This is a genomic window from Streptomyces cacaoi (assembly GCF_006539165.1).
Taxonomy (GTDB): domain Bacteria; phylum Actinomycetota; class Actinomycetes; order Streptomycetales; family Streptomycetaceae; genus Streptomyces; species Streptomyces cacaoi.
This window is the reverse complement of sequence record NZ_BJMM01000046.1, coordinates 1-25077: the sequence shown is the minus strand read 5'-3', so window position 1 is coordinate 25077 and position 25077 is coordinate 1. Positions and strand designations below refer to the sequence as shown.

At 75.5% G+C, this 25077-nt stretch carries 17 protein-coding genes and 1 pseudogene; 10 read left to right on the top strand and 8 right to left on the bottom strand.

All coding sequences use genetic code 11. The annotated features are described in order from the left end of the window. Positions 1-94 precede the first annotated feature (94 nt). Together SCA03_RS28690 and SCA03_RS28685 are read right to left on the bottom strand one after the other, a co-directional pair. Positions 95-859, bottom strand: a pseudogene (locus tag SCA03_RS28690) (isocitrate lyase/PEP mutase family protein); the annotation flags it as partial. A 305-nt stretch (positions 860-1164) separates the two neighbouring features. After that, positions 1165-2823: an acyl-CoA dehydrogenase family protein gene (locus SCA03_RS28685; protein ID WP_030893852.1), complete on the bottom strand. Its 1659-nt coding sequence runs from the start codon at positions 2821-2823 to the stop codon at positions 1165-1167. Positions 2824-2964: 141 nt separating this feature from the next. On the opposite strand from SCA03_RS28685, the gene SCA03_RS28680 reads away from it, so the two are divergent. After that, positions 2965-4068: a YihY/virulence factor BrkB family protein gene (locus tag SCA03_RS28680; protein ID WP_235865095.1), complete on the top strand. Its 1104-nt coding sequence runs from the start codon at positions 2965-2967 to the stop codon at positions 4066-4068. A gap of 161 nt (positions 4069-4229) precedes the next feature. Here SCA03_RS28680 and SCA03_RS28675 read toward each other — a convergent pair whose 3' ends face one another. Both SCA03_RS28675 and pucD read right to left on the bottom strand, forming a co-directional pair. Continuing rightward, positions 4230-4733 (bottom strand): nucleoside deaminase, encoded by a 504-nt coding sequence (locus SCA03_RS28675; protein WP_328589971.1) that lies wholly within the window; start codon positions 4731-4733, stop codon positions 4230-4232. A gap of 133 nt (positions 4734-4866) precedes the next feature. Then, entirely contained in the window at positions 4867-7191 is a 2325-nt protein-coding gene (gene pucD / locus SCA03_RS28670; RefSeq protein WP_086815372.1) for a xanthine dehydrogenase subunit D, read from the bottom strand. 845 nt (positions 7192-8036) lie between these two features. Here pucD and rsgA point away from each other — a divergent pair. The 3 genes from rsgA (at position 8037) to SCA03_RS28655 (ending at position 11666) form a co-directional block, all read left to right on the top strand. Next, positions 8037-9179 (top strand): ribosome small subunit-dependent GTPase A, encoded by a 1143-nt coding sequence (rsgA, locus tag SCA03_RS28665; RefSeq protein WP_230988975.1) that lies wholly within the window; start codon positions 8037-8039, stop codon positions 9177-9179. 361 nt (positions 9180-9540) lie between these two features. Then, complete coding sequence (locus SCA03_RS28660; RefSeq protein ID WP_086815373.1) at positions 9541-11136, top strand: AlkA N-terminal domain-containing protein; 1596 nt, start codon at positions 9541-9543, stop codon at positions 11134-11136. After that, the gene (locus SCA03_RS28655; RefSeq protein ID WP_030886120.1) at positions 11133-11666 is read left to right on the top strand and encodes a methylated-DNA--[protein]-cysteine S-methyltransferase; all 534 of its coding nucleotides are present in this window, start codon (positions 11133-11135) and stop codon (positions 11664-11666) included. The genes SCA03_RS28660 and SCA03_RS28655 overlap by 4 nt, the downstream gene beginning before the upstream one ends. Before the next feature lie 31 nt (positions 11667-11697). On the opposite strand, the gene SCA03_RS28650 is transcribed toward SCA03_RS28655, so the two are convergent. Further along, positions 11698-12192 (bottom strand): DUF456 family protein, encoded by a 495-nt coding sequence (locus tag SCA03_RS28650; protein ID WP_030886117.1) that lies wholly within the window; start codon positions 12190-12192, stop codon positions 11698-11700. A gap of 1524 nt (positions 12193-13716) precedes the next feature. Here SCA03_RS28650 and SCA03_RS28645 point away from each other — a divergent pair. Next, positions 13717-14721: a protein phosphatase 2C domain-containing protein gene (locus tag SCA03_RS28645; protein WP_230988974.1), complete on the top strand. Its 1005-nt coding sequence runs from the start codon at positions 13717-13719 to the stop codon at positions 14719-14721. Between the two features lie 349 nt (positions 14722-15070). Here the strand turns inward: SCA03_RS28645 and SCA03_RS28640 are convergent, their stop codons facing one another. Continuing rightward, positions 15071-16408 (bottom strand): DUF2637 domain-containing protein, encoded by a 1338-nt coding sequence (locus SCA03_RS28640; protein WP_086818135.1) that lies wholly within the window; start codon positions 16406-16408, stop codon positions 15071-15073. Positions 16409-16629: 221 nt separating this feature from the next. Further along, positions 16630-17481 carry a (2Fe-2S)-binding protein gene (locus tag SCA03_RS28635; protein WP_086818133.1) on the bottom strand — a complete coding sequence of 284 codons (852 nt, stop codon included), beginning with the start codon at positions 17479-17481 and terminating at the stop codon, positions 16630-16632. A 399-nt stretch (positions 17482-17880) separates the two neighbouring features. Between SCA03_RS28635 and SCA03_RS28630 the strand changes: the two genes are divergently transcribed. Next, positions 17881-18597, top strand: a complete 717-nt coding sequence (locus SCA03_RS28630; RefSeq protein ID WP_230988977.1) for a GntR family transcriptional regulator — start codon at positions 17881-17883, stop codon at positions 18595-18597. A 68-nt stretch (positions 18598-18665) separates the two neighbouring features. Here the strand turns inward: SCA03_RS28630 and SCA03_RS28625 are convergent, their stop codons facing one another. Beyond that, entirely contained in the window at positions 18666-19595 is a 930-nt protein-coding gene (locus SCA03_RS28625; protein WP_371864003.1) for a hypothetical protein, read from the bottom strand. Between the two features lie 355 nt (positions 19596-19950). On the opposite strand from SCA03_RS28625, the gene SCA03_RS28620 reads away from it, so the two are divergent. The 4 genes from SCA03_RS28620 (at position 19951) to SCA03_RS28605 (ending at position 25006) form a co-directional block, all read left to right on the top strand. Further along, positions 19951-21369 carry a glycosyltransferase 87 family protein gene (locus tag SCA03_RS28620; RefSeq protein ID WP_230988973.1) on the top strand — a complete coding sequence of 473 codons (1419 nt, stop codon included), beginning with the start codon at positions 19951-19953 and terminating at the stop codon, positions 21367-21369. Next, positions 21302-22717, top strand: a complete 1416-nt coding sequence (locus SCA03_RS28615; RefSeq protein WP_230988972.1) for a glycosyltransferase family 4 protein — start codon at positions 21302-21304, stop codon at positions 22715-22717. The genes SCA03_RS28620 and SCA03_RS28615 overlap by 68 nt, the downstream gene beginning before the upstream one ends. Continuing rightward, positions 22714-24219, top strand: a complete 1506-nt coding sequence (locus tag SCA03_RS28610; protein WP_230988971.1) for a sensor histidine kinase — start codon at positions 22714-22716, stop codon at positions 24217-24219. The genes SCA03_RS28615 and SCA03_RS28610 overlap by 4 nt, the downstream gene beginning before the upstream one ends. Before the next feature lie 154 nt (positions 24220-24373). Next, positions 24374-25006, top strand: a complete 633-nt coding sequence (locus SCA03_RS28605; protein WP_078873732.1) for a response regulator — start codon at positions 24374-24376, stop codon at positions 25004-25006. The last annotated feature ends 71 nt before the right edge of the window (positions 25007-25077 follow it).

Genomic DNA, 25077 nt, shown 5'->3' with positions numbered 1-25077 from the left:
CGCACCACCCGGAACCGCACCCTCAGCCCTCCAGCGGGCCGCGCCCGCAACCGTGCCCGGCCACGCCCGCCACCGTGCTCGCGCCCGTGCCCGGTCAACGGCCCGGCGCCGCCAGAGCCTGCACCCGCGCATAGGAGAGGGCGTCCGGCGTCCCGGGGCGGCCGTCGCGGACGGCGGTCGCCGCGTCCACCGCCGCCGCCAGCGCCCTGCGGTAGAGCAGCGAGCCGAGGCTGACCCGGCGCACGCCCAGCGCGGCCAGCTCGCCGAGCCCCGGGCCGTCCGGCCGGTGGAGGATGTTCAGCGGTACACGCAGCCCGGCCACGAGCGCGGCGATGCCCTCCGGGTCGGACAGCCCCGGTACGAACACCCCGTCCGCGCCGGCCTGTTCGTACCGCGCCAGCCGGTCCGCCGTCTCCTCCCGGCGGGTGCCCAGCCAGTGCGTGTCCGTACGGGCGTTGACGAACAGCCCCGGCACCGCGGCCTTGACGGCGGCGACCTTCGCGGCGAGCAGCCCGGGCGGGGCGAGGGTGCCGTCGGGACGTCCGTCCTCGATGTTGACGCCGGCGGCCCCCGCCTCGTGCAGCCGGCGGGCCCACGCGGCCACCTCCGCCGGTTCGTCGCTGAACCCGCCCTCGGCGTCGACGCTGAACAGCAGGCCCCCGCGGCCGAGCCGGCGGGCAAGCGCCACGGTCGCCTCCGCGGTGGCAGCGGCACCGTCCGGCAGCCCGGCCGCCGCCGCCACACCCAGGCTGGTGGTGCCGACGGCGGGAAATCCGGCCGCGGCCAGCGCCGCCGCCGAGGCGTGGTCCCAGGCGTTCGGCAGCAGCAGCGGCCCGGACCCGTGGTGCAGCCGGGCGAAGCGGTGGCCGGAGCAGCGGGCAGGCTGCCGGCCCGTCGGTGGAGAGGTCTGCGTCATGCCTGGACGCTAGGCCGGGAACGCTGCGGCGACGGTCGAACCGTGCGCCGACGCCACGGCTCTCCCTGCCGGGCGGTGCCCCGCCCGCTCCCTTCGTGGGCCGCGTCGCGACCCAGTGGCCCGGTGTGGCCCGGTGCGGCCCGGTGTGGCCCGGTGCGGCCTGTGTGGCCCGGTGCGGCCGGTGCGATCCAGTGCGGCAGGGCGCCGACCGGGTGCTGTCCCGGCCGGTGTGCCGTGGGGGTTCCGGGTCAGGCCACCGGCAGGGCCCGTTCGACGAGGGCCGCATGGTCCAGCCCGCCGGGCAGGGTGCCGAAGGCGGCGCCCGCGTCCCCGCCGAGCCGTGCGGCGCAGAACGCGTCGGCCACCTGGGGCGGGGCGAACCGGACCAGCAGCGAGCCCTGGAGGACCAGCGCCAGCCGTTCGGCCAGCCGGCGTGCCCGGGTCTCGATGCCGTCCAGGTCGGACAGCTGGGTGAGCAGATCCTTGACCGCCGCGTCCAGCCGGTGGTCGGCGCCGTGCGCCCGGCCGATCTCCGTCAGCACGGCGTTCAGCGGCTCCGGGCCGCGCTGGAGGGCCCGCAGCAGATCGAGGGCCTGCACGTTGCCGGAGCCCTCCCACAGCGAGTTGAGCGGGGACTCCCGCAGCAGCCGCGGCATGCCCGACTCCTCCACGTAGCCGTTGCCGCCCAGGCACTCCAGCGCCTCGCCGGCCAGCGGCACACAGCGCTTGGTCACCCAGTACTTGGCGGCGGGCAGCGCCAGCCGCAGGAACGCGCGGTCCTGTGCGGCCTGTTCGCCGGTGCCCGCCGCGCTGTCGTAGGCCGTGGCCAGCCGGAGCGCCAGCGCCGTCGCCGCCTCGGACTCCAGCGCCAGATCGGCCAGCACGTTGCGCATCAGCGGCTGCTCGATCAGCTCCCTGCCGAACACCGAGCGGTGCGCGGCGTGGTGGGTGGCCTGGGCGACGGCCTGCCGCATCAGCGCCGCCGAACCCGTCACACAGTCCAGCCGGGTGGCCGCGACCATCTCGATGATGGTCGCCACGCCGCGGCCCTCCTCGCCGACCCGGCGTGCCCAGGTCGTCCCGTCGAACTCGATCTCCGCCGAGGCGTTGGACCGGTTGCCCAGCTTGTCCTTCAGCCGCTGGATGCGGAACGTGTTGCGGGTGCCGTCCGGCAGGACCCGCGGCACGAGGAAGCACGTCAGCCCGCCGGGCGCCTGCGCCAGGACGAGGAAGACGTCCGACATCGGGGCCGAGCAGAACCACTTGTGACCCGTCAGCGCGTACTCGCCCTCGCCCGCCAGCGGCACGGCCGAGGTGGTGTTGGCGCGGACGTCGCTGCCGCCCTGCTTCTCCGTCATGCCCATACCGGCGATCGCGCCGGCCTTGCCGGCCGCCGGGCGGTCCAGGCCGTGGTCGTAGGTGCGGGAGGACAGCAGCGGCTCCCACTCGGCCGCCAGCGACGGCTCCTTGCGCAGCGCGGGCACCGCCGCGTGCGACATCGACAGCGGACAGCCGTGCCCGGCCTCGACCTGCGTCCACACCAGGAAGGCAGCGCTGCGCCGCAGCTGGCCGTCCGGCCGCGACCACGGATCGGTCAGGCCGGCGGCGACACCGCGGTCCATCAGCCGGTGCCAGGACGGATGGAAGTCCACCTCGTCGATGCGGTGGCCGTAGCGGTCGTGGGTGCGCAGGACGGGCGGGTTCTCGTTGGCCTGGGCGCCCCACTCCTGTGCCTGCGCCGAACCGGCCTCCCGGCCCAGCGCGGCCAGCTCCGCGTGTGCCTCGTCGGCGTGTTCGGGGGAGACGTGCCGGGCGAGGCCCTCCACGAGGGCGGCGTCGGCGGAGAAGACGTCGTAGTCGGTCAGCGGCGGCGGCTGGTTGGTCACGGTGTGTGTCGAGGCAGGCATGACAGATACGTTAAGGATGTGCGTTCAGTCCAGAAAACCCCTGAGCAGAAGCCCCCGCGCGCGTTCCGGTGGGTTCCGCGGCGCTCCCGCGCCGTGCTGAGCAAAGCCCGGGTGAAGTACCGCGACGTGCCCAAGCGGAGGATGGCGTGGCTGCTGCTCAAGGACACGGTCAACTCCTGTATGGAGTACCGGGTGCTGGGGCTGGCGGCCGAGGCGGCGTTCTTCACCCTGATCTCGATCCCGCCGCTGCTGCTCGGGCTGATCGGTTCGCTGGGCTATCTGGACTGGGTGGGCGCCGACACGGTCGAGACGCTGCGCAACAACGTGCTGGAGGCGTCGGCCGCCGTCCTGTCCGACAAGGGCGTCGACCAGCTCGCCCGGCCGCTCATCGACGATGTGATCAAGGGCGGCGAACCCGACGTCATCTCCCTGGGGTTCGCGCTGGCGCTGTGGTCCGGCTCGCGTGCCGTGAACGTCTTCATCGACACCATCACGGTGATGTACGGGCTGGACGGCAGGCGCGGGATCGTCCGCACCCGGGTGCTGGCCTTCGGGCTGTACCTGGTGGCGCTGGTCATCGGGGCGGTGGCGCTGCCGCTCATGGTGGCCGGCCCCGACGCGGTGCTCCGGCTGGTGCCGCAGGCCCAGTGGGTGGTGTCGGTCTTCTACTGGCCCGTCGTGCTGCTGCTGTCCATCGTCTTCCTCACGACGCTCTACCACGTGTCCGTGCCGGTGCGTTCGCCCTGGCGGGAGGACATCCCGGGGGCGCTGGTCGCCCTGGTGATGTGGGTGCTGTGCAGCTTCCTGCTGCGGCTGTATCTGACCAGCACCGTCGAGGGGCCCACGATCTACGGTTCGCTGGCCGCTCCCGTCGCGGTGCTGCTGTGGATCGGGGTGTCCGCGTTCGCGGTGCTGGTCGGCGCCGCCGTCAACGCGGCCATCGACCACGTCTGGCCGTCCGTCGCCACGGCGGCGGCACGGCGGGCGCGGGAGCGGCGCCGCGAGGAGGTGGCCGCCGAGGTCGTCGCGGCCGTCGCCGCGCGCCGGGCCCGGGAGCAGGACGGCGACGAGGGCGCGGCCGAGGCCCCCGCCGAGTTCCCCGAACGCTGGACGAAGTTCCTCCCGCTGGACGACATCCGCGGCCGGCTGCGCCGCCAGCACCGGGACGGTGGCGGCGACGGCGACGGCGGTATCGACGGTGACGACGGCGACGGCGGCGGCCGGGACGGCCGCTCCGCGGGCTGACCCCGGCCGGTCGGCCGCCGGGTGGCCGACCGGCCCGCCCGGAACGTGACCGCCCCGGAAACGCGGCCGGCCCCGCACGAGAGCGGGGCCGGTGCACGCGGAACGGGAAACGGAAGTCGCGGAACGAAGAACGCGGAACGGAAGAACGGAAAGAAGAGCGGTCAGTAGTCGACGCGGTCGGACTTGGCCAGCCAGGCGTCGAACGGGGCCGTACGGTACGGCAGATCGAGCTGCTCGACCCGCGTCGGCCACATCGACCTGGGCTTCTTCTCGAACAGGTCGTAGAACCTGCGGTCGTCGAAGCCGCCCACGGCGGCGTCGTTCCGGTCGGCGGAGAAGACGATCCGGTCGAGCCGGGCCCACAGCGCGGTGGACAGGCACATCGGGCACGGCTCGCACGAGGTGATCAGGACACAGCCCTCCAGCGAGAAGCTGTTCAGCTGCTTGCAGGCGGCACGCATCGCGCTCACCTCGGCGTGCGCCGTCGGGTCCAGGTTCGCGGTCACCTGGTTGTTCCCGGCCGCGACGACCTCGCCGTCCTTGACGACCAGGGCACCGAACGGCCCACCGCCGTTCGCCACGCTGTCGGTGGCCATTCTGATCGCCTCGTCCATCCACGCGCGTTCGCGTTCCTCGACGGACGGTTCCTCGGTGTGCGCGGTCACGTTCTCTCCTTTTCGGACATGTCGGGGGCTCCCCGGGTGCACTGCCCGGCCGTGCCGGACACCTCGCCGGGATGACACAGGGGACCCGCGGGCGCCGGCCCGGCCTCGGTGCGGCCGGCGCCCGCGGGGCACATCACGGCCGGATGCCGCAGATGTGCTCCGGCGCGACCGGGGTGTGGGTCAGGTCCAGCCCCGTCGCGTCGCGGATGGCGTTGACGACCGCCGGGGTGGCGGAGATGGTCGGCGGCTCGCCGACCCCGCGCACGCCGTAGGGGGCGTTGGGGTCGCCCCGCTCGATGACGTCCACCGTCATCGGCGGGGTGTCCATGATGGTCGGTATCAGATAGTCGGTGAACGACGGATTGCGGATGTGGCCGTCCTTGACCTGGATCTCCTCCATCACGGCGAGGCCGAGCCCCTGGGTGGACCCGCCGTGGATCTGGCCGACGACCGCGTCCGGGTTGACGGCCTTGCCGACGTCCTGGGCGCAGTCCAGCTGCACCACCCGCACGAGACCCAGTTCGCTGTCCACGTCCACCACGGCGCGGTGCGCCGAGTAGGCGTGCTGGACGTGCACACGCCGGCTCTGGCCGGTCTCCGGGTCCATCTCGTACGTCTGGAGGTGGTGGTACTCGCGGGTCTCCTCGATCGCCTCCTCGCCGAGCACGTCGACGAGGTCCGCGAGGACACCCGTGGACCGGGAGACGACCTTGCCGCCGCTCAGCGACAGATCCGCCGGGTCCTCGCCGAACCGCGCGGACACCCGGTCGAAGAGCCGGGCGCGCACGGCCTCGCAGGCGGTCTTGACGGCGCCGCCGGTGATGTACGTCTGCCGGGACGCCGAACTCGACCCGGCGTCACCGACGTTGGTGTCGTTCGGGTGGATGTTCACCCGCTCCACGCCGAGTTCGCTGCGGGCGATCTGCTGCTGCACCGTGACCAGGCCCTGCCCGACCTCGGCCGCCGCCGTGTGCACCATCGCGACGGGTTCGCCGCCGATGGCCTCCAGCCGCACCCGGGCCGTGGAGTAGTCGTCGGCGCCCTCCGCGTACGAGATGTTCTTGATGATCACGCTGTAGCCCACGCCCCGCACGACGCCTTCGCCGTGCGTGGTGTTGGACGTGCCGCCCGGCAGCTCCCGCACGTCCACCGGCGCGGTCCGGTTCTCCGGCGGCATCGGGAGCTGCTTGAGCCGCTCCAGCAGCTCGGCGACCGGCGCGGGGGAGTCCAGCACCTGCCCGGTGTGCAGCGCCGAGCCCTCCTCGACGGCGTTGAGCTGACGCAGCCGCACCGGGTCCATGCCCAGCGCCTTGGCGAGCTTGTCCATCTGCGACTCGTAGGCGTAGGCGGGCTGTACGGCACCGAGCCCGCGCATCGCCCCGCACGGCGGGTTGTTGGTGTACAGGCCCCAGCCCTCGATACGGACGTTGGGCACCACGTACGGTCCTGTGCCCAGCGACGTGGCGTTGCTGACGACGACCGGCGTCTTGGAGGCGTACGCGCCGCCGTCGAAGTACATCCGCGCCTTGACGTAGACGAGCTTGCCGTCCTTGGTGGCGCCGTGCTCGTAGTACATCTTCGCCGGGTGCCGGTGCACATGCCCGTAGAAGGACTCGTCGCGGCTGTAGACCATCTTCACCGGCCGGCCGGTGTGCAGCGCCAGCATGCAGCAGTGGATCTGCATGGACAGGTCCTCGCGCCCGCCGAAGGCGCCGCCGACGCCGGACATGGTGAACCGCACCTTCTCCACCGGGAGTCCGAGCGCCCGCGCCGTCTGCCGCTGGTCCACGTGCAGCCACTGCGTCGCCAGGAACAGGTCGACGCCGCCGTCCTCGGCGGGGATCGCCAGCCCGGACTCGGGGCCGAGGAACGCCTGGTCCTGCATGCCCAGGGTGTACACGTCGGAGACCACGACATCGGCCTCGGCCTCCGGATCGCCCTGGACGATCGGCTGGTAGCGCACCACGTTGCCCCCGGGATGCAGCCGGGGCAGCGTGTCGTCGTGCGCGGCCCGCTCCGGGTCGGTGACCGGCTCCAGCACCTCGTAGTCCACGGCGATCTTCTTCAGCGCGCGCCGGGCCGTCTCCGGATGGTCGGCGGCGACGAGGGCCACCGGCTCGCCCTTGTACCGCACCACGTCCTCGGCCAGCGCCGGGGTGTCGGCGACCTTCAGGCCGTAGATGTTCTCGCCGGGCACGTCCTCGTGCGTCAGCACCGCGTACACGCCGGGGTGCCGGAGCGCCGGGCCGATGTCGATCGCCTTGATCCGCGCGTAGGGGTGCGGGCTGCGCAGCGTCGCGCCCCAGAGCATGTCCTCCGCCCACAGATCCGAGGAATAGGCGTACTCCCCGCGCACCTTGAGCGTGCCGTCCGGCCGCAGCGGGCTGTCGCCGATCCCACCGGTGATCAACTCATTGAGATCCTGCGGTGTGCGGGCAGGAGAAGTCTGGTCGGTCATGGGGAAGCCTCCACTGTCTGGGTACTCGGCAGCCGGAGTCGGGGCCAAGCGGGTTCGGGCCGGCCGCGTTCCGGGCCGGGCGGGCCGGGGCCGAGCCGGTTCGGGAAGAGCGAGCCGCACGCGACGGTCCGGCAGGCGGTGCGCCGGGACGTTCCGCGCTCCCGGGGGCGGGGCCCGGCTCCGACGCGGTCGACGGCTGCGCGCGGTCCTCCCCGCGCTCCCGCCGGGGGCCGGGCACCGTCCGTGGTGGCCGCCCCGGCGCCTGCCGCATGCTCAACGTGCCCGGCCCACCCCGCAGTCCGCGGTGGCCGGTCGGGCCCCCGCGCCGGTACCGCCCGCGGCCGGCGTCGCACCCGGACGCCGGGTCGCTGCGGCCGGCGCCTGCGCGCATGTGGCGGGTCGGAGGAAGTCCACGGCACTCATCCCTTGCTGCGTTGCAACTCGTGAGAGGAGTACACAGCCAATGGTGTCCCGAGGGCTAAGGGTGGAAGCGCCGAAATGGCCCGCGGGCCGGGACCGGCTCTTCGTAGACTTCTACAAGAGCCGACCCCGGGCCGGCATCCTCCCTGGTCGGCGCTCTGCCCCCGACGGGCGCTCCCGCATGCGCCCGCCCCGCCGATAACCAGGCGACGGGACGGGGCCTCCGCCTCTACGATTCCCGTGTCACGGACGGCAGTTCGCCGTCGCCGCTGTGTCCCAGGAGGTGTGCCATGGCTGTTGTCGTGCAGGGCGCTGCCCGCATCCGGAAGTCCTTCACGTCCACCTCCGTGGCCACCGGCTGAACCCCTCACTCCTCTCTCCGCGCCCGAGCGCGCAGTCGGGGCCACCCTGCGAAGGGTCACCCCTTGTCCGCTGATTCCTCTTTCCCGTGCCCGCCGTCCCGTTCGCATCCGCTGGCGCCCTACGGCTGGGACGCCGACTGGGACGCCGTGTTCGCCCCGTACGCCGCGCGGGGGCTGCTGCCCGGCCGGGTCGCCCGCGTCGACCGCGGGCGGTGCGATGTCGTCACCGCCGGCGGAACCGTCCGCGCCGACACCGAGTTCGTCGTCCCCCGCGACCCGATGAAGATCGTGTGCACCGGGGACTGGGCCGCCGTCGACCCGGAGGGCCACGATCCGCGCTACGTACGGGCGTTGCTGCCCCGCCGTACCGCCTTCGTGCGCTCGACGTCGTCGAAGCGGTCGGAGGGCCAGGTGCTGGCCGCCAACGTCGACCACGCCGTGCTGTGCGTCCCGCTCTCCGCCGAGGTGGACCTCGGCCGTGTCGAGCGGTTGGTCTCCCTCGCCTGGACGAGCGGTGCCCGGCCGCTGCTCGTCCTCACCAAGGCGGACCTCGTCCCCGACGCCGCCGGGCTCGGGCACCTCGCCGAGGACGCGGCCGGTGCGGCGCCCGGTGTGCGGGTGCTCGCCGTCAGCGCCGAGTCGGGCGAGGGCGTCGACGCGCTCGCCGAGGCCCTCACCGGCGGACCGGCCGGCGGCACCACGGCCCTGCTCGGCCCGTCCGGCGCCGGCAAGTCCACGCTCGCCAACGCCCTGCTGGGCACGGAGACCCAGGACGTCCGGGCCGTTCGCGACCGCGACGGCAAGGGCCGGCACACCACCACGACCCGCAATCTGCTCCCGCTGCCGGCCGCGCGCGGCGGCGGCGTGCTCATCGACACCCCGGGGCTGCGCGGTGTCGGCCTGTGGGACGCCGGGGAGGGCCTCGGCCAGGCGTTCGCCGAGATCGAGGCGCTCGCCGCCCGCTGCCGCTTCGGCGACTGCGCGCACGGCACGGAGCCGGGCTGCGCCGTGCTGGCCGCCGTCGAGGACGGCACGCTGGGCGAGCGCCGGCTGGCCAGCTACCGCAAGCTCCAGCGGGAGAACGTCCGCCTCGCCGCCCGGACCGACGCCCGGCTGCGCGCCGAGGAGCGCCGCCGGGTCAAGGAGAAGCAGGCGCTGGGCCGGCATCTGCACGACCGCAAACGCAAGCCGCCCCGCCTCCGCTGAACCAGTACGGCAGCAGCTCGGGCTGTCCGGACAGCCCGGACAGCCCGGCGCCCGACAGCCCGGCTCCACCCCTTCCGCCTGTCGCTCTCCGCGCCGTTCTCGGTGTCCTCGGCGTGCTCGGCGTGCTCGTGTGCTCGCCGTCCTCGCCGTTCTCGGCGTGCTCGGCCGCCCTCGGCGTCCCGGGCGCCCGGGCGGCTCCCCGGCGTCCCGGGCTGCCGGGCGCCGGGGCGCTCCTCGGTGCCCCGGGTTCCCCGGTCGCCGGGGCGCTCCTCGGCGTCCCGGGTTCCCCGGTCACCGGGGCTGCTCCTCGGCGTCCGATTTCCGCCAGTGCGAGCGCGCGACGGCCCGCACACTGGAACCCGTGACGACAGAAGACAGCAGGTACGAAGCGGTAAGGAGCCGGGACGCGCGGTTCGACGGCGTCTTCTTCCTCGGCGTGCGCACCACCGGGATCTACTGCCGTCCCAGCTGCCCGGCGGTGACACCCAAGCGGGAGAACGTGCGCTACTTCCCGACGGCGGCCGCCGCCCAGGGCGCCGGATTCCGGGCCTGCCGCAGGTGCCGCCCGGACGCGGTGCCCGGCTCGGCCGAGTGGAACGTCCGCGCCGACCTCGTGGGCCGCGCGATGCGGATGATCTCCGACGGCGTCGTCGACCGCGAAGGCGTCACCGGGCTGGCCGACCGGCTCGGCTACAGCACCCGGCAGGTGCAGCGCCAGCTCACGGCGGAGCTGGGCGCCGGGCCCGTCGCGCTCGCCCGGGCCCAGCGCGCCCACACCGCGCGCGTGCTGCTCCAGACGACGGCGCTGCCGGTGACCGAGATCGCGTTCGCCGCCGGCTTCGCCAGCGTCCGGCAGTTCAACGACACCGTCCGCGAGGTGTACGACCGCACCCCCAGCGCGCTGCGCGCCGCCTCGGCACGCGGCGGGCACGGCCCGGCGGGCCGGCCGGAGGCGCGGCAGGACGAGGTCGGCGGCGTACCGCTGCGGCTGGCCTACCGCGGCCCGTACGCGACCGGCCAGGTGTTCGGCTTCCTCGCCCGGCGTGCCGTGCCCGGCGTGGAGGAGGTCACCGGCGAGCCCGGCGGCAGAACCTACCGGCGCACGCTGCGCCTCCCGCACGGCACCGGCATCGCCGAGGTCGACGAGTGCCCGGCCCGCAGCGGCTCGGGCTGGCTCGCCTGCCGGCTGCGCCTGGGCGACCTGCGCGATCTGACCACCGCCGTCCAGCGCGTCCGCCGCCTGTTCGACCTGGACGCCGACCCGTACGCGGTCGCCGAGTCGCTCGGCGCGGACCCGGCCCTCGGGCCGCTGCTGGCGGACACCCCCGGGCTGCGCTCGCCCGGCGCCGCCGACCCGCACGAACTCGCGGTCCGCGCCGTGCTCGGCCAGCAGATCAGCGTCGGTGCCGCCCGGACGCTCACCGGCACGCTCGTCGCCGCCCACGGCAAGCCGCTGCCGGCGCCGGACGGCGCGCTCACCCATCTGTTCCCCGAGCCGGACGTGCTCGCCGGTGCCGGGCTCGGCGAACTCGGCATGCCGGACAGCCGCCGGCGTACGATCCGCACCGTCGCCGCCGCCCTCGCGGACGGCGAGGTGACGCTGGACGCCGGTGCCGACCGCGACGAAGCCGAACAGGCGCTGCTGCGGCTGCCCGGCATCGGCCCCTGGACCGCCGGCTACACCCGTATGCGCGCACTCGGCGACCCGGACGTCTTCCTCCCCGGCGACGCCGGTGTACGCCACGGCCTGGCACGCGTCGGCGCCGACGCCGGCCGGTCCGCCCACTGGCGCCCCTGGCGCTCCTACGCGCTGCACCACCTCTGGCACGCGGCGTCCGGCCCGGCACCCACCGCCCCCGCACCCCCGACCACCGCGTCCACGCCGACACCCACGTCCACATCCACGACCACATCCACGCCGACATCCACGTCCGCCCCGAGCAGGAGCACACGATGACCAGCACCACCGCGACCCCGCGCACCCTCACCTACACCACCCACCCCAGCCCGCTCGGTGAGCTGCTGCTGGCCGCCGACGGCGGCGCGCTCGTCGCGCTGTCCGTGCCCGGGCAACGCGGCGCCACCGGCGTCGGCCCCGACTGGCAGCGCGACGACGCACCGGACACCGTCCTCGGCGAGGCACGGCGCCAGCTCGACGCCTACTTCGCGGGCACGCTCAAGGAGTTCGACCTCGAACTGGCGCCCGTCGGCACCGCGTTCCAGCAGTCCGTCTGGGCCGCGCTCGACGACATCCCCTACGGCGCCACCACCACCTACGGCGCACTCGCCGCCCGGCTCGGCATGAGCCGCGCCGGGGTGCGGGCCGTCGGCGGCGCGGTCGGCCGCAACCCGCTGCTGATCGTCCGCGCCTGCCACCGCGTCATCGGCGCGGACGGCTCGCTCACCGGCTACGCCGGCGGCCTCGACCGCAAGCGGCACCTGCTCGCCCTCGAAGGCGCCCCCGCTGACCCCGCCGCCACCGCCTGAGCCGGCCGCCCGGCTGGTCGGCCCGCGCCGTTCACCGCCACAGGACGGTGCCGAGCCAGCCGGCGACCGTCAGCAGACAGGCGGTCAGATCGGTCAGCGTGCGCCAGCCCGTCGCCCGCATCGCCGTCCGGGTCGCCGCCGCGGCCGAGCCGTGGCCACCCAGCCGCAGCCGCTCCCGGACGTAGACGCCCGCGACGAAACCCGGAACCACCCCCACCACCGGCAGGACGACGAAGCCCACGGCGCCCCCGGCCCCGCCCGCCAGCAGAGTGCGCCGCCCCACGTCCTGCATCCACTCGGGGCGCACCGGCACCAGGAGCCGGGCGGCGGCGGTCGTCAACAGCAGCCCCGTCACCGCCGTCAGCAGCCACCACGCGGGAAGCGTCGCGGTCCACGCCGCCCACCAGAACACCGCCGCCCACACCACCAGCGGCCCCGGCACCCCGGGCAGCACGACCCCCACCAGGCCCATCGCGAGCACCAGGCCCACCAGCAGGACCTGGTTCAGCTGCCCGGAGGTGGTCATGGAGGAAGCCTGCCCGAACACCGTCCCGGCTGCGCGCCGAAACCGCGGCACGGCCGACGACACCGACGGGCGGGGCGGACCGGTCCGCTCCGGTTCGGTTCGGCCGTACGTGCACCGGCGGTGTGCGGCGCGGGTGAGAATGAGCGTATGAACGCACAGGGGGAACGGCACGGCCCGCCGGCCGGGGGGACGGACGGCGAACACGAGGACTGGTGGGCGCAGTTGTACGACGCAGACACATCCGACACAGGCGGGGCGCGGGCGTCCGACACGGTCGACGACCGCTTCGCCTCCGTCACCCGCACGGTGGACGTGGCCGGACACACGGCCCCGCCGGACCCGGACCGGCCCTCCGGCGGGCCGGCCGGTCCGGGCCCCGTCCCCGACCCGCGGGCCGCCGGGCCCACGACACCGCGCCCGGCCCCGGAGCCGCCGGACGCGTCCGACGCATCGGGCGCAACCGAGGCATCGGGTGCAACCGACGCATCGGACGCAGTCGAGGAGTCCGGGCGCCCGGGGCAGGGCGCGCCCGGACTCCGCCCCGCCGGGACGCCGGACACCGGACGCCGGGACGACGCCACCCTGGCCCTCACTCCGGCCGACGCCACCCTCGCGCTCACCCCGGGCACCGCCCCACCCCGCACGGACGGGTCCACGGCGAACACACCCTCGACCGACCGGCCCGAACCGGACACTTCAACGGACCGGCCCGAACCGGACGCCGCCACGGACCGGCCTGAACCGGACGCCGCCACGGACCGGCTCGAAGCGGACACCTCCACGGACCGGCCCGAACCCGAGACCTCCACCGGCGCCTCCGCCGATGCGCCGCCTCCCGACGAGCCTGCCGCAGAGCAGCCGTCCGCTCCGCGGCCGGAGCCCGGGCCTGGGGCGGGCCTCGCACAGGGGGTTGGGCCGGAGTCCGCGCCCGGGCCTGGGACGGACCTTGCGCAGGGGCCCGAGCCGGAGCCGAAGTCCGGCCCGGTGGATTCGGGGCAGGGCCCCGAGCCGGAAGTGGAAACCGCGCAAGGCCCCGGTACGCCGCCCGGACCCGAGGCAGCCCCCGAGCCGGAAGCCGACCGGGCAGCGGACTTCAGACCGGAGGCGGAACCGGGAGCGGAGTCCGGGCCGGAAACCCACCTGGCAGCGGGCGTCGGGCCGGAGGCGGAACCGACAGCGGACGGTGCGCCGGGAGCGGAAGCCGGACCGGAGGCGGAACCGACAGTGGGAGCCGGGCCGGAAGCAGAACCGGTAGCGGAGTTCGGGCCGGAGGCGGAACCGGCAGCGGACGGTGCGCCGGGGGCGGAAGCCGGGCCGGAGGCGGAACCGACTGTGGAAGCCGGGCCGGAAGCAGAACCGACAGTGGGAGCCGGACCGGAGGCGGAACCGGCAGCGGAGGTCGGGCCGGAAGCGGAACCGGTGGCGGAGGGTGTGCCCGGATCGGATGCCGGGCCGGAAGAGGAGAGGGAGCCGGGGGCGGAGGCCGGGCCGGGAGTCGGAGTGGCCGGGGGCTCGGGGGAGTCCGTGCCCGGTGGGGTGGACGACGGCGGGACGGAGGGCCTGGCCGGGACGGAGCCGGTGGGTGTTCCCGGGGACATGCCCGGGCTGCCGCCCGCGGCGGATCCGGCGGCGCTGGCCGAACTGGTGCCGGACACCGTGCTCGACGGAGCCCGCTGCACAGCGTTCACGCTCCGCGCCGCCTCGACACGCGGCGAGACGACACGCGAGGCCGGACTGCCGCGCGGCGACGCCCTGTTGACAGCACGGTTCGGCGAGGGGGACGACGCCCTGCTGTTCGTCGCCGTCGCGACCGCACCACCGGGGCCGCACGCGAACCGGGCGGCGCGCGAGGCGTGCCACGCGCTCGGTGCCGCCGTGGGCCGCAGCCATGCGCGGCTGGTCGACGACCTCCGCGCCGGGCGGCGCAACGCGCTCGACTCCGGGCTGCACCGGCTGACGAGCCGGGCACTCGGCCGACTCCGTGCCCGGGCCGGGGCGCCCGGCCCCGCACCGGAGCAGCACACCGTCGATCTGCGCTGTCTGCTGCTGCCCGTCGACCCCGGCTGCCGGACCCGGATCCTCTTCGGCACCGGCGACGGCGGTTTCTTCCGGCTGCGTGACGGAGCGTGGCGCGACATCGAGCCGCGCACCGCGGGATCGGCGTCGGCGCCGTCCTCCGCGTCGGCGTCGTCCGGTACGACGCGGCCGACGATGCATCTGCGCGGCGTCGGCGCACCGCACGCGGATCCGGCCGCGGCCGTCCCCGCCGATCCCTTCCGGTTCCGGGCCTCGGTGGGCCGGCCCGGCGATGTGCTGATGGTGTGCGGTCCCGGCCTGGCGCGGGCGCTGCGCAGGGGAGGGGCGTTCCCGGACGCGCTGGCCGTGCGCTGGGCGGGTACCCGGGCGGCGCCGGACGCGGCCGCCTACCTCATGGACCTCCAGCGGGAAGGGCCGGGAGAGCCGGGTGACCGGACGGCCGCCACGGTCTGGGAGGCGCCCGACGAGCACCGGAACGGCAACGAGAGCTGAACCCGGGCCGCTCCTCCCTCCTCCCCTCGCCCCGGGAGCCCCCGCCCCGGGAGCCCCGTTCCGGGGACGCCGAACGCCGGGCGAGGGCGGTGCCGGGGCCACGACACCGGGCAGGTGTCGGGGCCGGAGCGAGGCCGGGCCGGGCGGGCGGTGTCGGACGGTGGCGCTCGGGCGCGGTGCGGCGGTGGCACCTCGCGAGGTGCCACCGCCGTGGTCGGTCACCACCGCCGCGCCGTCGTCGGTCGTGGTCGCCGTCGCCGTCGCCATGGTGGCCGTCGTGGTCGGCCGGGTGTGGCGGAAGGCCGAGCGCCATCGCTGCGGGGGTCCGTGGACGGTCCGCGCGGTGGGGTCAGCCGAACTGCCGCTCGATCTCGGCGAGTTTCTTCTCCAGGCTGTCCAGCCGTGGCCCGGCCGTGCCGCGCCCGGCCCGCTCGGTGCGTACCGGACCGCCGTCCCGGTCCGGACGAGCGTCACGGTCCCGGTCCGTACGGTCGTCCGGTGAGCCCGCGGCCTCCGCCGTCCCGTCGCCGACGGATGCGGAACCGGAGGCACCGGCGGAACCGGAGGAACCGGAGGCACCGGCGGTCGACGGGCGGGCAGGTGCGGAACCGGCGGACGCGGCGTCGGCAGACGCGGAGCCGGATGCCGGGAGGGTGTCCCGCTCGTCCGGGGGCTCCTCGGCGGCGGCCCGGAGAGCCGGCCGGTTCCGGGGCGCGTCGACGGCGCCGGCGAGGGGAAGCGCGGCAGCCGGTGTCCGCGACCGGTTCGCCGCCGGGTCGGCCACCGCGGGGCCGCCCGGCGGCGCACCGTTCGCGGAGGCCGGTGTCAGCTCGACGTCGACGCGCGGCGCCGGACTCCGGCCCCGGTTCCACAGCCGGTGCTGTCTGTTGAGGGCCTTGACCCGTGCCCGTTCCAGCCGTTCCTGCTCCTTTCTGCGCTGCTGCTCCTCCTCGCGTCTGCGGCGGTCCTCGCGTACCTCGTCCACGGCCTCGTCGAGCGTCCGTACGCCCTCCAGCAGCATCAGCGACCAGGCGCCGAAGGTCTCGCGCGGGGCGCGCAGCCAGCGCACGACGCGGATCTGGGGCAGCGGACGGGGGACGAGCCCCTGCTCGCGCAGCGCGGCGCGGCGGGTCTGTTTGAGGGCGCGGTCGAACAGGATCGCGGCCGACAGGGACATCCCGGCGAAGAACTGCGGTGCGCCGTCGTGTCCCGAACCCCGGGGCGCGTGCACCCAGTTGAACCAGGCGGCGGCCCCCGCGAAGATCCACACCAGCAGCCGGGAGCCGAGGGAGGCGTCCCCGTGGCTGGCCTCGCGTACGGCGATCACAGCGGAGAACATGGCCGCGCCGTCCAGCCCGAACGGCACCAGGTACTCCCAGCCGCCGCTCAGGCCGAGGTTCTGGCGGCCGAAGCCGACGAGCCCGTGGAAGGAGAGCGCGGCAGCGACGGCGGCACAGCAGAACAGGAGCAGATAGGCGGCGGTGGCGTACAGGGTCTCCTTGCGGCGCCTGCGCTCCTCCATGCGCTCCCAGGAGTCCGGCTGCGCGGAGCGCGCGTCGCCGCCGGCGCCCTCCGGCGGCTCCGGGTGACGGCGCGAGCGCGCCAGCACGAGTACCGCGGCCAGGGCACCGGCCAGCAGGACGGCTCCTGCCAGTACCCAGTTCAGCGATATGTCGGTCAGTCTCATCGGGTGGGCCCCTTGCCGCACGGTGCCCGGCTCGCGCACGGGAGGCGCCGGGATGTGGGCTCCCGGGGCCGGTGTGCGGGCAGCGCCGTGCTCGCGGTCTGCTTGCTTCGCTGTCGACGGGAATCCTCCGCGAAGCGTGCGGCGCTTCCGGGCCGTTTCCCGCCAAGTGACCGGTACGGGGGGCCCGTTGAGCACGGAAGGGGTGCCGGGGGTCGAACGGCTCAGCCGAGGGCGGTCATGCGCTCGATTCGTTCGGCGTCACAGGTGCGGGGGCAGGTCACGCAGGTGTCCTGGGGGCGGAGCGTGTAGTACAGGCAGCAGCTGGCGCGGTCGCGGGTCGTCAGCCGGCGCCCGTCCGGTGCCTCCAGCGCGCGGAACCGGGAGCCCTGGGCGTACGGGGTGAGGCCGCCGGGCAGCAGCTGTCCGGCCTCCGCCATGGCGCGCTCCTCCTCGCCGAAGAGGTGCCCGAGGTACCACAGGCCCTCGGTGATCTCGTCCGTCGCCATGCCCCACAGCGCCCGCGATCCGCGGCGCATCCGGGGCCGGAAGCCCTCCAGCACCGGCTGGAGATGTTCGGCGACGGCCGAGCGGACCTCGGTACGCAGGGCTTCCTCGTCGGGTACGACGCGTGCCCCGGGCGCCGTCGCCGCCGGGTCGTCCGGCAGACAGGCGAAGGACTCGATACGGACGACCATCCGGCCGAGGGTGCGCTGGAAGGCGACGGCGCCGGCCGGTACGCGGGGCACCCGGCGGTGCAGGAACCAGGGGATCGTGACGAGCAGACAGGCCGGCCACGCGTACCGGTGCAGCGCGAAGCTCGCGACGACGTGCGGGCGGGCCCGCTGCCCGTAGTCGCGCAGGATCTGCTCCTCGTCGTGGGCGAGGAAGGCGTCGAGGGCGGGGCCGCCGGCCGCCAGCTCGTCCGCGCGCACCCAGCCGGGACCCTCGGGAAAGGATTCACGAGCCGTGGTCTCGGTCACAGTGAGCGCGGGGAAGACCTCGGTCAACCGGGCATAGGCCGCACCGAAAGGTGACACGTCAGGGGCCGCGGGGGCGAGGGTGGGCACGGTCATGGGGACCACCGAATCGACGAACTTTGGCAGGTAAGCCTTACCTTAGCGGATGGTTCGCGTGGTTTGATCTCGCGCCTCCGGCGCCTATCGTGCTGGGCGACACCTGGAGGGGGACAGATGGAGCAGACCCGAGCGGAGGCGCCCATACAGCGCGCCGGCCGTGCGGCTGCCGTGCCCGTCGCACCGTCCGCGCTCCGCGAGCGCCCCGCTCCCGCCCAGCCGCCCCCTTCCGCCGTGCGGACGCGGGCCGTTGAGGACGCACGCGATCCCTGGAATTCCGAGGGGGATCCGGGAGCCGACGGCCACGACTGCCACGACGGGTGCGACGGCCACGACGGTTACGACGGCCATGACGGGTGCGACCCGCGCGGCGGAGGCGGTGGGCACGGCGGCGCTCCCCTGCTCCGGGAGGCCGGGCGGACGCCCGAGCAGCGCCGCCCCCGGGTGCGCGGCGAACACGTGCACAGCGAGCCGCCGGCCCCCGACATCGCCCCGCCGCGCCCCGTACCCCGCCGGCACTCCGTGCGTGACCAGGTGCTGGAGGCGCTGCGTGCGGCGCTGCTCTCCGGTGAACTCGCGCCCGGCGAGGTGTATTCCGCGCCCGCGCTCGCCGACCGCTTCGGGGTCTCGCCCACCCCCGTACGGGAAGCCATGCAGCGCCTCGCCAGCGAAGGCGCCGTCGAGACGGTGCCCAACCGGGGCTTCCGCGTCGCCGAGCACAGCCCGCGCGACGTCGCCGAACTCACCGAGATCCGCGCCCTGCTGGAGGTGCCGGCCGTGCTCGCGCTCGCCCGGACCGTGCCCGTCGCGCACTGGGACCGGCTGCGTCCGCTGGCCGAGGACACCCTGGAGGCGGCGGCCCGCGGCGACCGCGCCGGCTACGCCGAGACCGACCGCGTCTTCCACCGTGCGCTGCTGGAACTGACCGGCAATCAGCAGCTCGTGCTCCTCGGCGACGACATCCACCGGCGCGCCCATCTGTGCGCCGTCCGCGCCGCTCCCGCGCCCCGCACCACCGATCTGCTCGCCGAGGCCGCCGAACATGTGGCCCTGCTGGACGCGTTGACCGAGGGGGATCTGGCGGCCGTCGAGCGGCTGGTGCGCGGCCACTACTGACGGCGGCCCGCCGCGCGGTCGATCGCCGCCGCTCGGTCGGTCCTCGCCGTGCGGGCCGCTACCGCAGGTCAGTCCGTCGCCGTGGTACGGGGCGTCCCGGTGTTCGGCCGGCCCGGTCCGCCCCGTCCGTCCCCACCGTCCGGCGCCTGTGACTCGTCCGGCTCGTTCGGCTCGTGCCGCGCGTCCCGGGTGTCCGGGCTGCGGGGCAGCGGGAGATGGTCGGCGAGCCAGGAGGGGACGCCGCCGAGGAGGCGGAAGAGGCGGGCGGCCTCCTCCCGCAGCCGGGTCGCCGTCGGCTCGGGCTCCACATCGGCGAGGGAGGCGAGCGCCGGCGCCATCCCCACGAGAAAGCCCAGCTCCTCGCGGAGCCGCAGGGACTCGGCGAATCCGTGCCGGGCGTCGGCCAGTTCGCCCTCCCGGACGGAGAGCCCCGCCAGATGGCGCCAGGTGAACGAGCACAGCAGCAGATCGCCGCGGGACGTCGCGCCCGCGTGCGCCCGGCGGTACGCGGCACGTGCCGACTCGGGGGTGTCGCTGAGGTTCTCGGCCAGCAGGCCCCGCCGGAAGTCCAGCAGGGCGCGGCCGGGGGCGTTCGGCGCGAGCAGCGCCGCGGCCCTGCCGAGGGCGGCGCGTGCCTCGTCCGTCCTGTCGCGTACGCCCAACACCGTGGCCGCGTACGCCAGTTGGCCGCGCTCGCAGGCTGCGGCGCCCCGCTCGTCGTCGACGCGGGCGACCGCCTCCGCCAGCCGCAGGGCGTCCTCGGCGGCCTGCCAGCCGTCGGAGGTGAACATGCACCGTTCCACCAGGAGGCCCGCGCGGCCGATCGCGGCCTGCGGGTGCTGCTGCACATAGGGGGTCAGCAGTTCCGCCGCGTCGTCCCAGCAGCCGCGGGACCGCAGCCGCCACACCGCGCGGCCCAGCGGACTGTCGGGACCCATCGCGGGAGGGCGGCCACCGCCGTCACCGGAGTCGGGATCCAGGCTTTCCGAACGAGACATGGCGGTGTCCGCCACAGTGCCCTCCCCAAGCGCGCCGTCGAGCCGGATGTGACGCATCTCAGCATGCGTGGGGGCGCACGGCCAAGGGGGTGGTGTGAATCAGTTCACAAACTTTTACCCCGGCCGTCCTTCTGCCAAGTGGGCTCGGACAGCGGCTCCGTGGCCCGCTTCGCGCCGTGGCCTCGGCGTTCGCCGTCCGCCCGCACCCACCGGCGGCCTTCGGGGCCGGACGGGCCGGATCCGGCGGGGAAGCCGGCCCCTCCCCGGCGGGCGGGCCTGCGGGGTAGAGCCGGCTCTACCCGGAAGGGTGGACAGTGGGAATGATCCCGGCGCCGGGCCCCGGTTGGCTGGACGGGTGAGCAGACACCCCGCCCTGTACGGCGGTTTCGCCGTCTTCGCCGCCCTCACCGCGGCCGTCACCGCGCTGCCGCCGCACCGGCTGTGGGGGACGATCGCAGCCGCGGGCTACGGACTGTCCGCCCTCGCCCTCGCCCTCGCCGCCGCGCCCCGCACCCGGGTCCGTACCCGGGCCCGTGCCCACGTCTCCGCGCACACCCGCGCGTGCGGCCCCGCTTCGTCCGCCGTTCCCGCCTCCGTGACGGGACGGCGCGGCGCGGGCGCCGTCGTCGTGGTGGCCTTTCTGACCGCCGCTGTCCTGCCCCTCCTCGTGCTCGTGGCGCGGGACAGCGCACAGGAGGAGGTCGCCGTGGTGCACCGTGCCGCCGCGCGGCTCCTCGTACACGGCACGCCCTATGCGGCCCCGGCAGCTCTCGACGGTGCGGACCACACCGCGTACAACCCGTATCTGCCCGGTATGGCCCTGTTCGGTCTGCCGCACCGACTGGCCGGGGTGGACGCCCGGTTCGTGTTCGGCGCCGTCTTCGCCGTCACGTTCGCCACGGCCCTGCGCACCTCCGTCCGACGCATCCCGCGTGTCCCCCGTGCCCCGCGTGTCCCTCACACCCCGCGTACCCCGTGCGCCCCGGCGGGGCCCCGGCAGGGGCGGCCGACGGCCGCGGGGTGGACGGTGCGCACGCTCGCGCTGTGTGCCTCGCCGCTGGTGGCGCTGCCGCTCGCGGTCGGCGGGGACGACCTGCCCGTCATCGGACTGTGCTGTCTGGGCCTCGCCCTCGCGGGCCGGGGCGATGCGGGCCGCGCCGGGCTGGTGCTCGGGCTGGCCGGCACCCTCAAGGCGACCGCCTGGCCCGCGCTGCCGGTGGCCGCGGCCCTGCTCGCGGTGTACGGCGGTCGCCGTGCGGTGGCGCGGTTCGGGACGGGCGCCGCGATGCCGCTGGTGTGCGGGGTGGGGCTGCCGGCGCTGGCCGATCCCGGCGGACTGCTGGCCAACACGGTGCGCTATCCGCTCGGTCTGGCCGATGCCGCCTCGCCGGCCGCCGCCCCGCTGCCGGGACGGCTGCTGGCCGGGCTCGGGACGGGCGGGCACACGGCGGCCGTGGTGCTGCTCGCGCTCGCGGCGGTCGCCGTCGCCGTCTCGCTCGTGCTGCGTCCGCCGCGGGACGCCCCCGCCGCCGCGCTCCGGCTGGCTCTCGGCCTGTGCGCCGCCATGGCGCTGATGCCCGCCTCCCGCTTCGGCTATCTCGTCCATCCGCTCGTCCTCGCCCTGTGGGCCCACTGGAGGAAACCCGATGCCCCGACCACCGCACCGCCCGCCCTTCCCGCAGCAGCCGCCGGAGCCGGGACCGGGGGTGGAGCAGGCGCCGGGGGTGCGGCACCCCTCGACGCTGCCCGGGCCCACGGGCGGCTCGGCGCCTGAGCGGCACGGCGTACCGGTCGGCCGGGCGGCGGCCGACGGGCAGGCGCCGTACGGCTGTTCGCCGGACGGGCGGACAGATCGGGAGGGCCGGGCCGAGCGGGAGGGCCGGGCAGAGCGGGCGGGGCGCACTCTTGTCGTCACGAACGACTTCCCGCCGCGCCGTGGCGGCATCGAGACGTTCGTGCACGAAATCACGAGCCGTTGGCCCGCGGACGACACCGTCGTCTACACGGCAGCCCAGCCCGGCTCCGACGCGTTCGACGCGGCCCAGCCGTTCACCGTCGTCCGCGACCGGGCCCGGCTGCTGCTGCCCACACCGCGGGTCGCCGCCACGGCACGGGCGCTCGCCTTCCGGTACGGCTGCGACCGGGTGTGGTTCGGCGCCGCAGCGCCGCTGGGGCTGCTCGCGGCACGGATCGGCCTCCCGGCCGTCGCCACCACGCACGGGCACGAGGTGTGGTGGGCCGCCCTCCCGGGAAGCCGCGCGGCGCTGCGCCGCATCGGCGACACCGTCACGACGGTCACCTACCTCACCGAGCACTCCCGTGCGCGGCTGGCGCCCGCCCTCGGCCCGCGAGCCCACCTGGAACGGCTCACCCCCGGAGTGGACCCGCGGATGTTCCGGCCGCGGGACCACACCCCGGGACACCGCCCGTCCGGCAACGCGCCCCCGGACGCGTCCGCTCGGGCCGCGGACGGCACCACGGAGGCGGTGACCGGACACGAGCCCGACGTCCGCGCCGAACTCGGCCTCGGCGCCGGCCCGTTGATCCTCAGCGTCTCGCGGCTCGTGCCGCGCAAGGGACAGGACGTGCTGATCCGCGCGCTGCCGCGGGTGCGCCGCGCGGTGCCGGGGACACGGCTGCTGATCGTCGGCTCCGGGCCGTACGAGCGGGCGCTGCGCCGTGCGGTGCGCCGGGAGCCGGAGCTGCCCCCGGACGCCGTCGTCCTCGCCGGCCCCCGCGACCATGCGCACCTGCCGCCCTACTACGCGGCGGCGGACGTCTTCGCGATGCCCTGCCGCACCCGCCGGTTCGGGCTGGAGACCGAGGGGTTCGGCATCGTCTGCCTCGAAGCGGCCGCAGCGGGCCTGCCGGTGCTCACCGGGGCGTCGGGCGGCGCCCCGGAGGCCGTACGGGACGGAGAGACCGGCCGCGTCGTCGACGGCAGGGACCCCACCGCCGTCGCCGCCCACCTCGTGGAACTCCTCGGCACACCCGACGGCCCCCGCCCCGGCGTCGGCGCGGCTGCGGGACGGCGCGGCCGCGAGTGGGTCGCGCGGGCGCACACCTGGGACGCGGCGGCCCAGCGGCTCCGTGATCTGCTGTCACGTACGGTCGAGCAGTGACCAAGGGTGAGCCGACGGGCGGGCGTTCGGCGCCGGGTGCTGCGGGTGGGCGACGGCACGCGGCCGACGAGCGGGGCGGGGGAGCCGTGTCCGCCCGTGACGACGGGACCCCGGCGGGCGGGCCTCCGGCGGACGGGACCCCGGCGGCGGGCGGCACCGCTGCGCACGGGACCCCGGCGGGCGGGACCACCGTCGCCGGGCCCGAGGCGAGCGGGCGTCCCGCCGGGGTGCGGTATGTGCTGGTGCACCGGCCCGGGCGGTTGCTGCTGACCGTATGGCCCTGGCGGGCCCTCGGCTATCTGCTGACCGGCGGTGTCCTCGGCATCGGCTGGCTGTTCCTCGCGGTCGCGCTCATCACCGCGGGAGTGCTGCTGCTCCCGGCCGCCGGGATCGGCGCCGTCGCGCTGCTGTGCGTGCCGGTCACCGCCGTCGGGCTGGCCGCGCTGGAGCGTCGGCGGCTGCGCTGGATGGACCCGCGTGAGGCGCCCTCACCGCACCGCGCGGAGTTCGCCCCGCCCGTACCGCAGGGAACCCGGTGGCGTGCCCTGCGCCGGCTGTGGCGCCGGGCCACTTCCCCGGCGACCTGGCTGGAGTTCGGCTTCGCGCTGCTGAACGCGCTGCTGGCGCTGGTGGATCTGACGGTGGCCGTGCTGGGCCTGGCGCTCGTCGTGAGCCAGCCCTACGCGCTGATCGCGGTCGCGGGCGGTGAGCGGGTGACCTACTGGGAGGTCGTCGTCCTCACCGAGGTCGGCCAGGTGCTGCCGTGGCTGCTGCTGACGCCCGTCTTCGCCGTGCTCGCCGCCTATGTGTGGACGGCCGTGGCCGGGGCGCGCGCCGCGCTGGCCCGCGCGCTGCTGGTGGAGCCGCGCCGGGAGCGGGAGTTGGACGCCCGGCTCACCGAGGTGACGGCCTCCCGGGCCCGGCTCGCCGACGCCTTCGAGGTCGAGCGCCGGCGCATCGAACGCGATCTGCACGACGGGGCCCAGCAGCGGCTCACCGGGCTGATCATGACGCTGGGGCTGGCCAGGCTCGACGCCGATCCCGCGCTCGTCGCCAAGGCCCAGGACGAGGCGCGCGCCGTGCTCGACGAGCTGCGCGACCTGGTGCACGGCCTGCACCCCTCGGTGCTGACCGACCGCGGACTGGGCGCCGCGGTCCAGTCGCTGGCCGAACGCTCGCCCGTCCCCGTGACGGCCGACATCCGGCTCGGCGCGGCCCGCCCCGCCGAAGCGGTCGAGGTCGCCGCGTACTTCGCGGTGTCCGAGGCGCTCACGAACGTGGCCCGGCACAGCGGGGCCTCCCGTGCGACGGTCACGGCCGGGCGCGAGGCGGGCCTGCTGTGGCTGGAAGTGCGCGACGACGGGCACGGCGGAGCCGACCCGTCCCGCGGCACCGGCCTGACCGGGCTCGCCGACCGGCTCGCCGTGCACGGCGGCCGGGTCCGCCTGTCCAGCCCGGACGGCGGGCCCACCGTCCTGCGCATGGAACTGCCCTGGGCGTGACGGGGCAGCCGTCCCGTACCGCGATAATGCGGTGCGCCCGTGGAGCCGTCCGGCGGGCCGGGGCCGGGGCTGCGGAGCAGCGGACGTATGGACGGGTGGACGAGCCCGACGGGCTCGACGGGCTCGACGAGTGAGGGGCGGACAGGTGCGGTTGGTGATCGCGGAGGATTCCGTGCTGCTGCGGGAAGGGCTGACGCAGATCCTCGGCCGCTTCGGGCACGAGGTGTGCGCGGGCGTCGGCGACGCGCCCGCGCTGCGGGACGCGGTCGCCGAGCACGAGCCCGACCTCGTCGTCACCGACATCCGGATGCCGCCCGGACTGCGTGACGAGGGGCTGCGGGCCGCGCTCGAACTCCGCGCGGCGCGGCCGGGGTTGCCCGTGCTGGTCCTGTCCCAGTACGTGGAGAACGCGTACGCCGCCGAACTGCTGGCCACCGGCGACGGCGTGGGCTATCTGCTCAAGGACCGGGTCGGTGAGGTCGCCGAGTTCATCGACGCCGTCGAGCGGGTGGTCTCCGGCGGGACCGTCATCGATCCCGAGGTGGTGCGGCGGTTGCTCGGGCGGCGGCGGGAGCCGTCCGCGTTGCGGAGGCTGACCGCTCGGGAGCTGGAGGTTCTCGCGGCCATGGCCGAGGGGAGGTCCAACGGGGGGATCGCGCGGGCCCTTTTCGTCAGCGAGGCCGCTGTGGTCAAGCATGTGCGGTCGATTCTTGCCAAGTTGGATCTGCCGCCTGCGGTGGATGATCATCGGCGGGTGCTGGCGGTTCTCACCTATCTCCGCCGCTGAGGGTCTTGTTGTGCGCGCTTTGTGCGGTTCGCCTTGTTGGTCGGGCCTTGCTTCAGGGTGCGCCTTCTTGG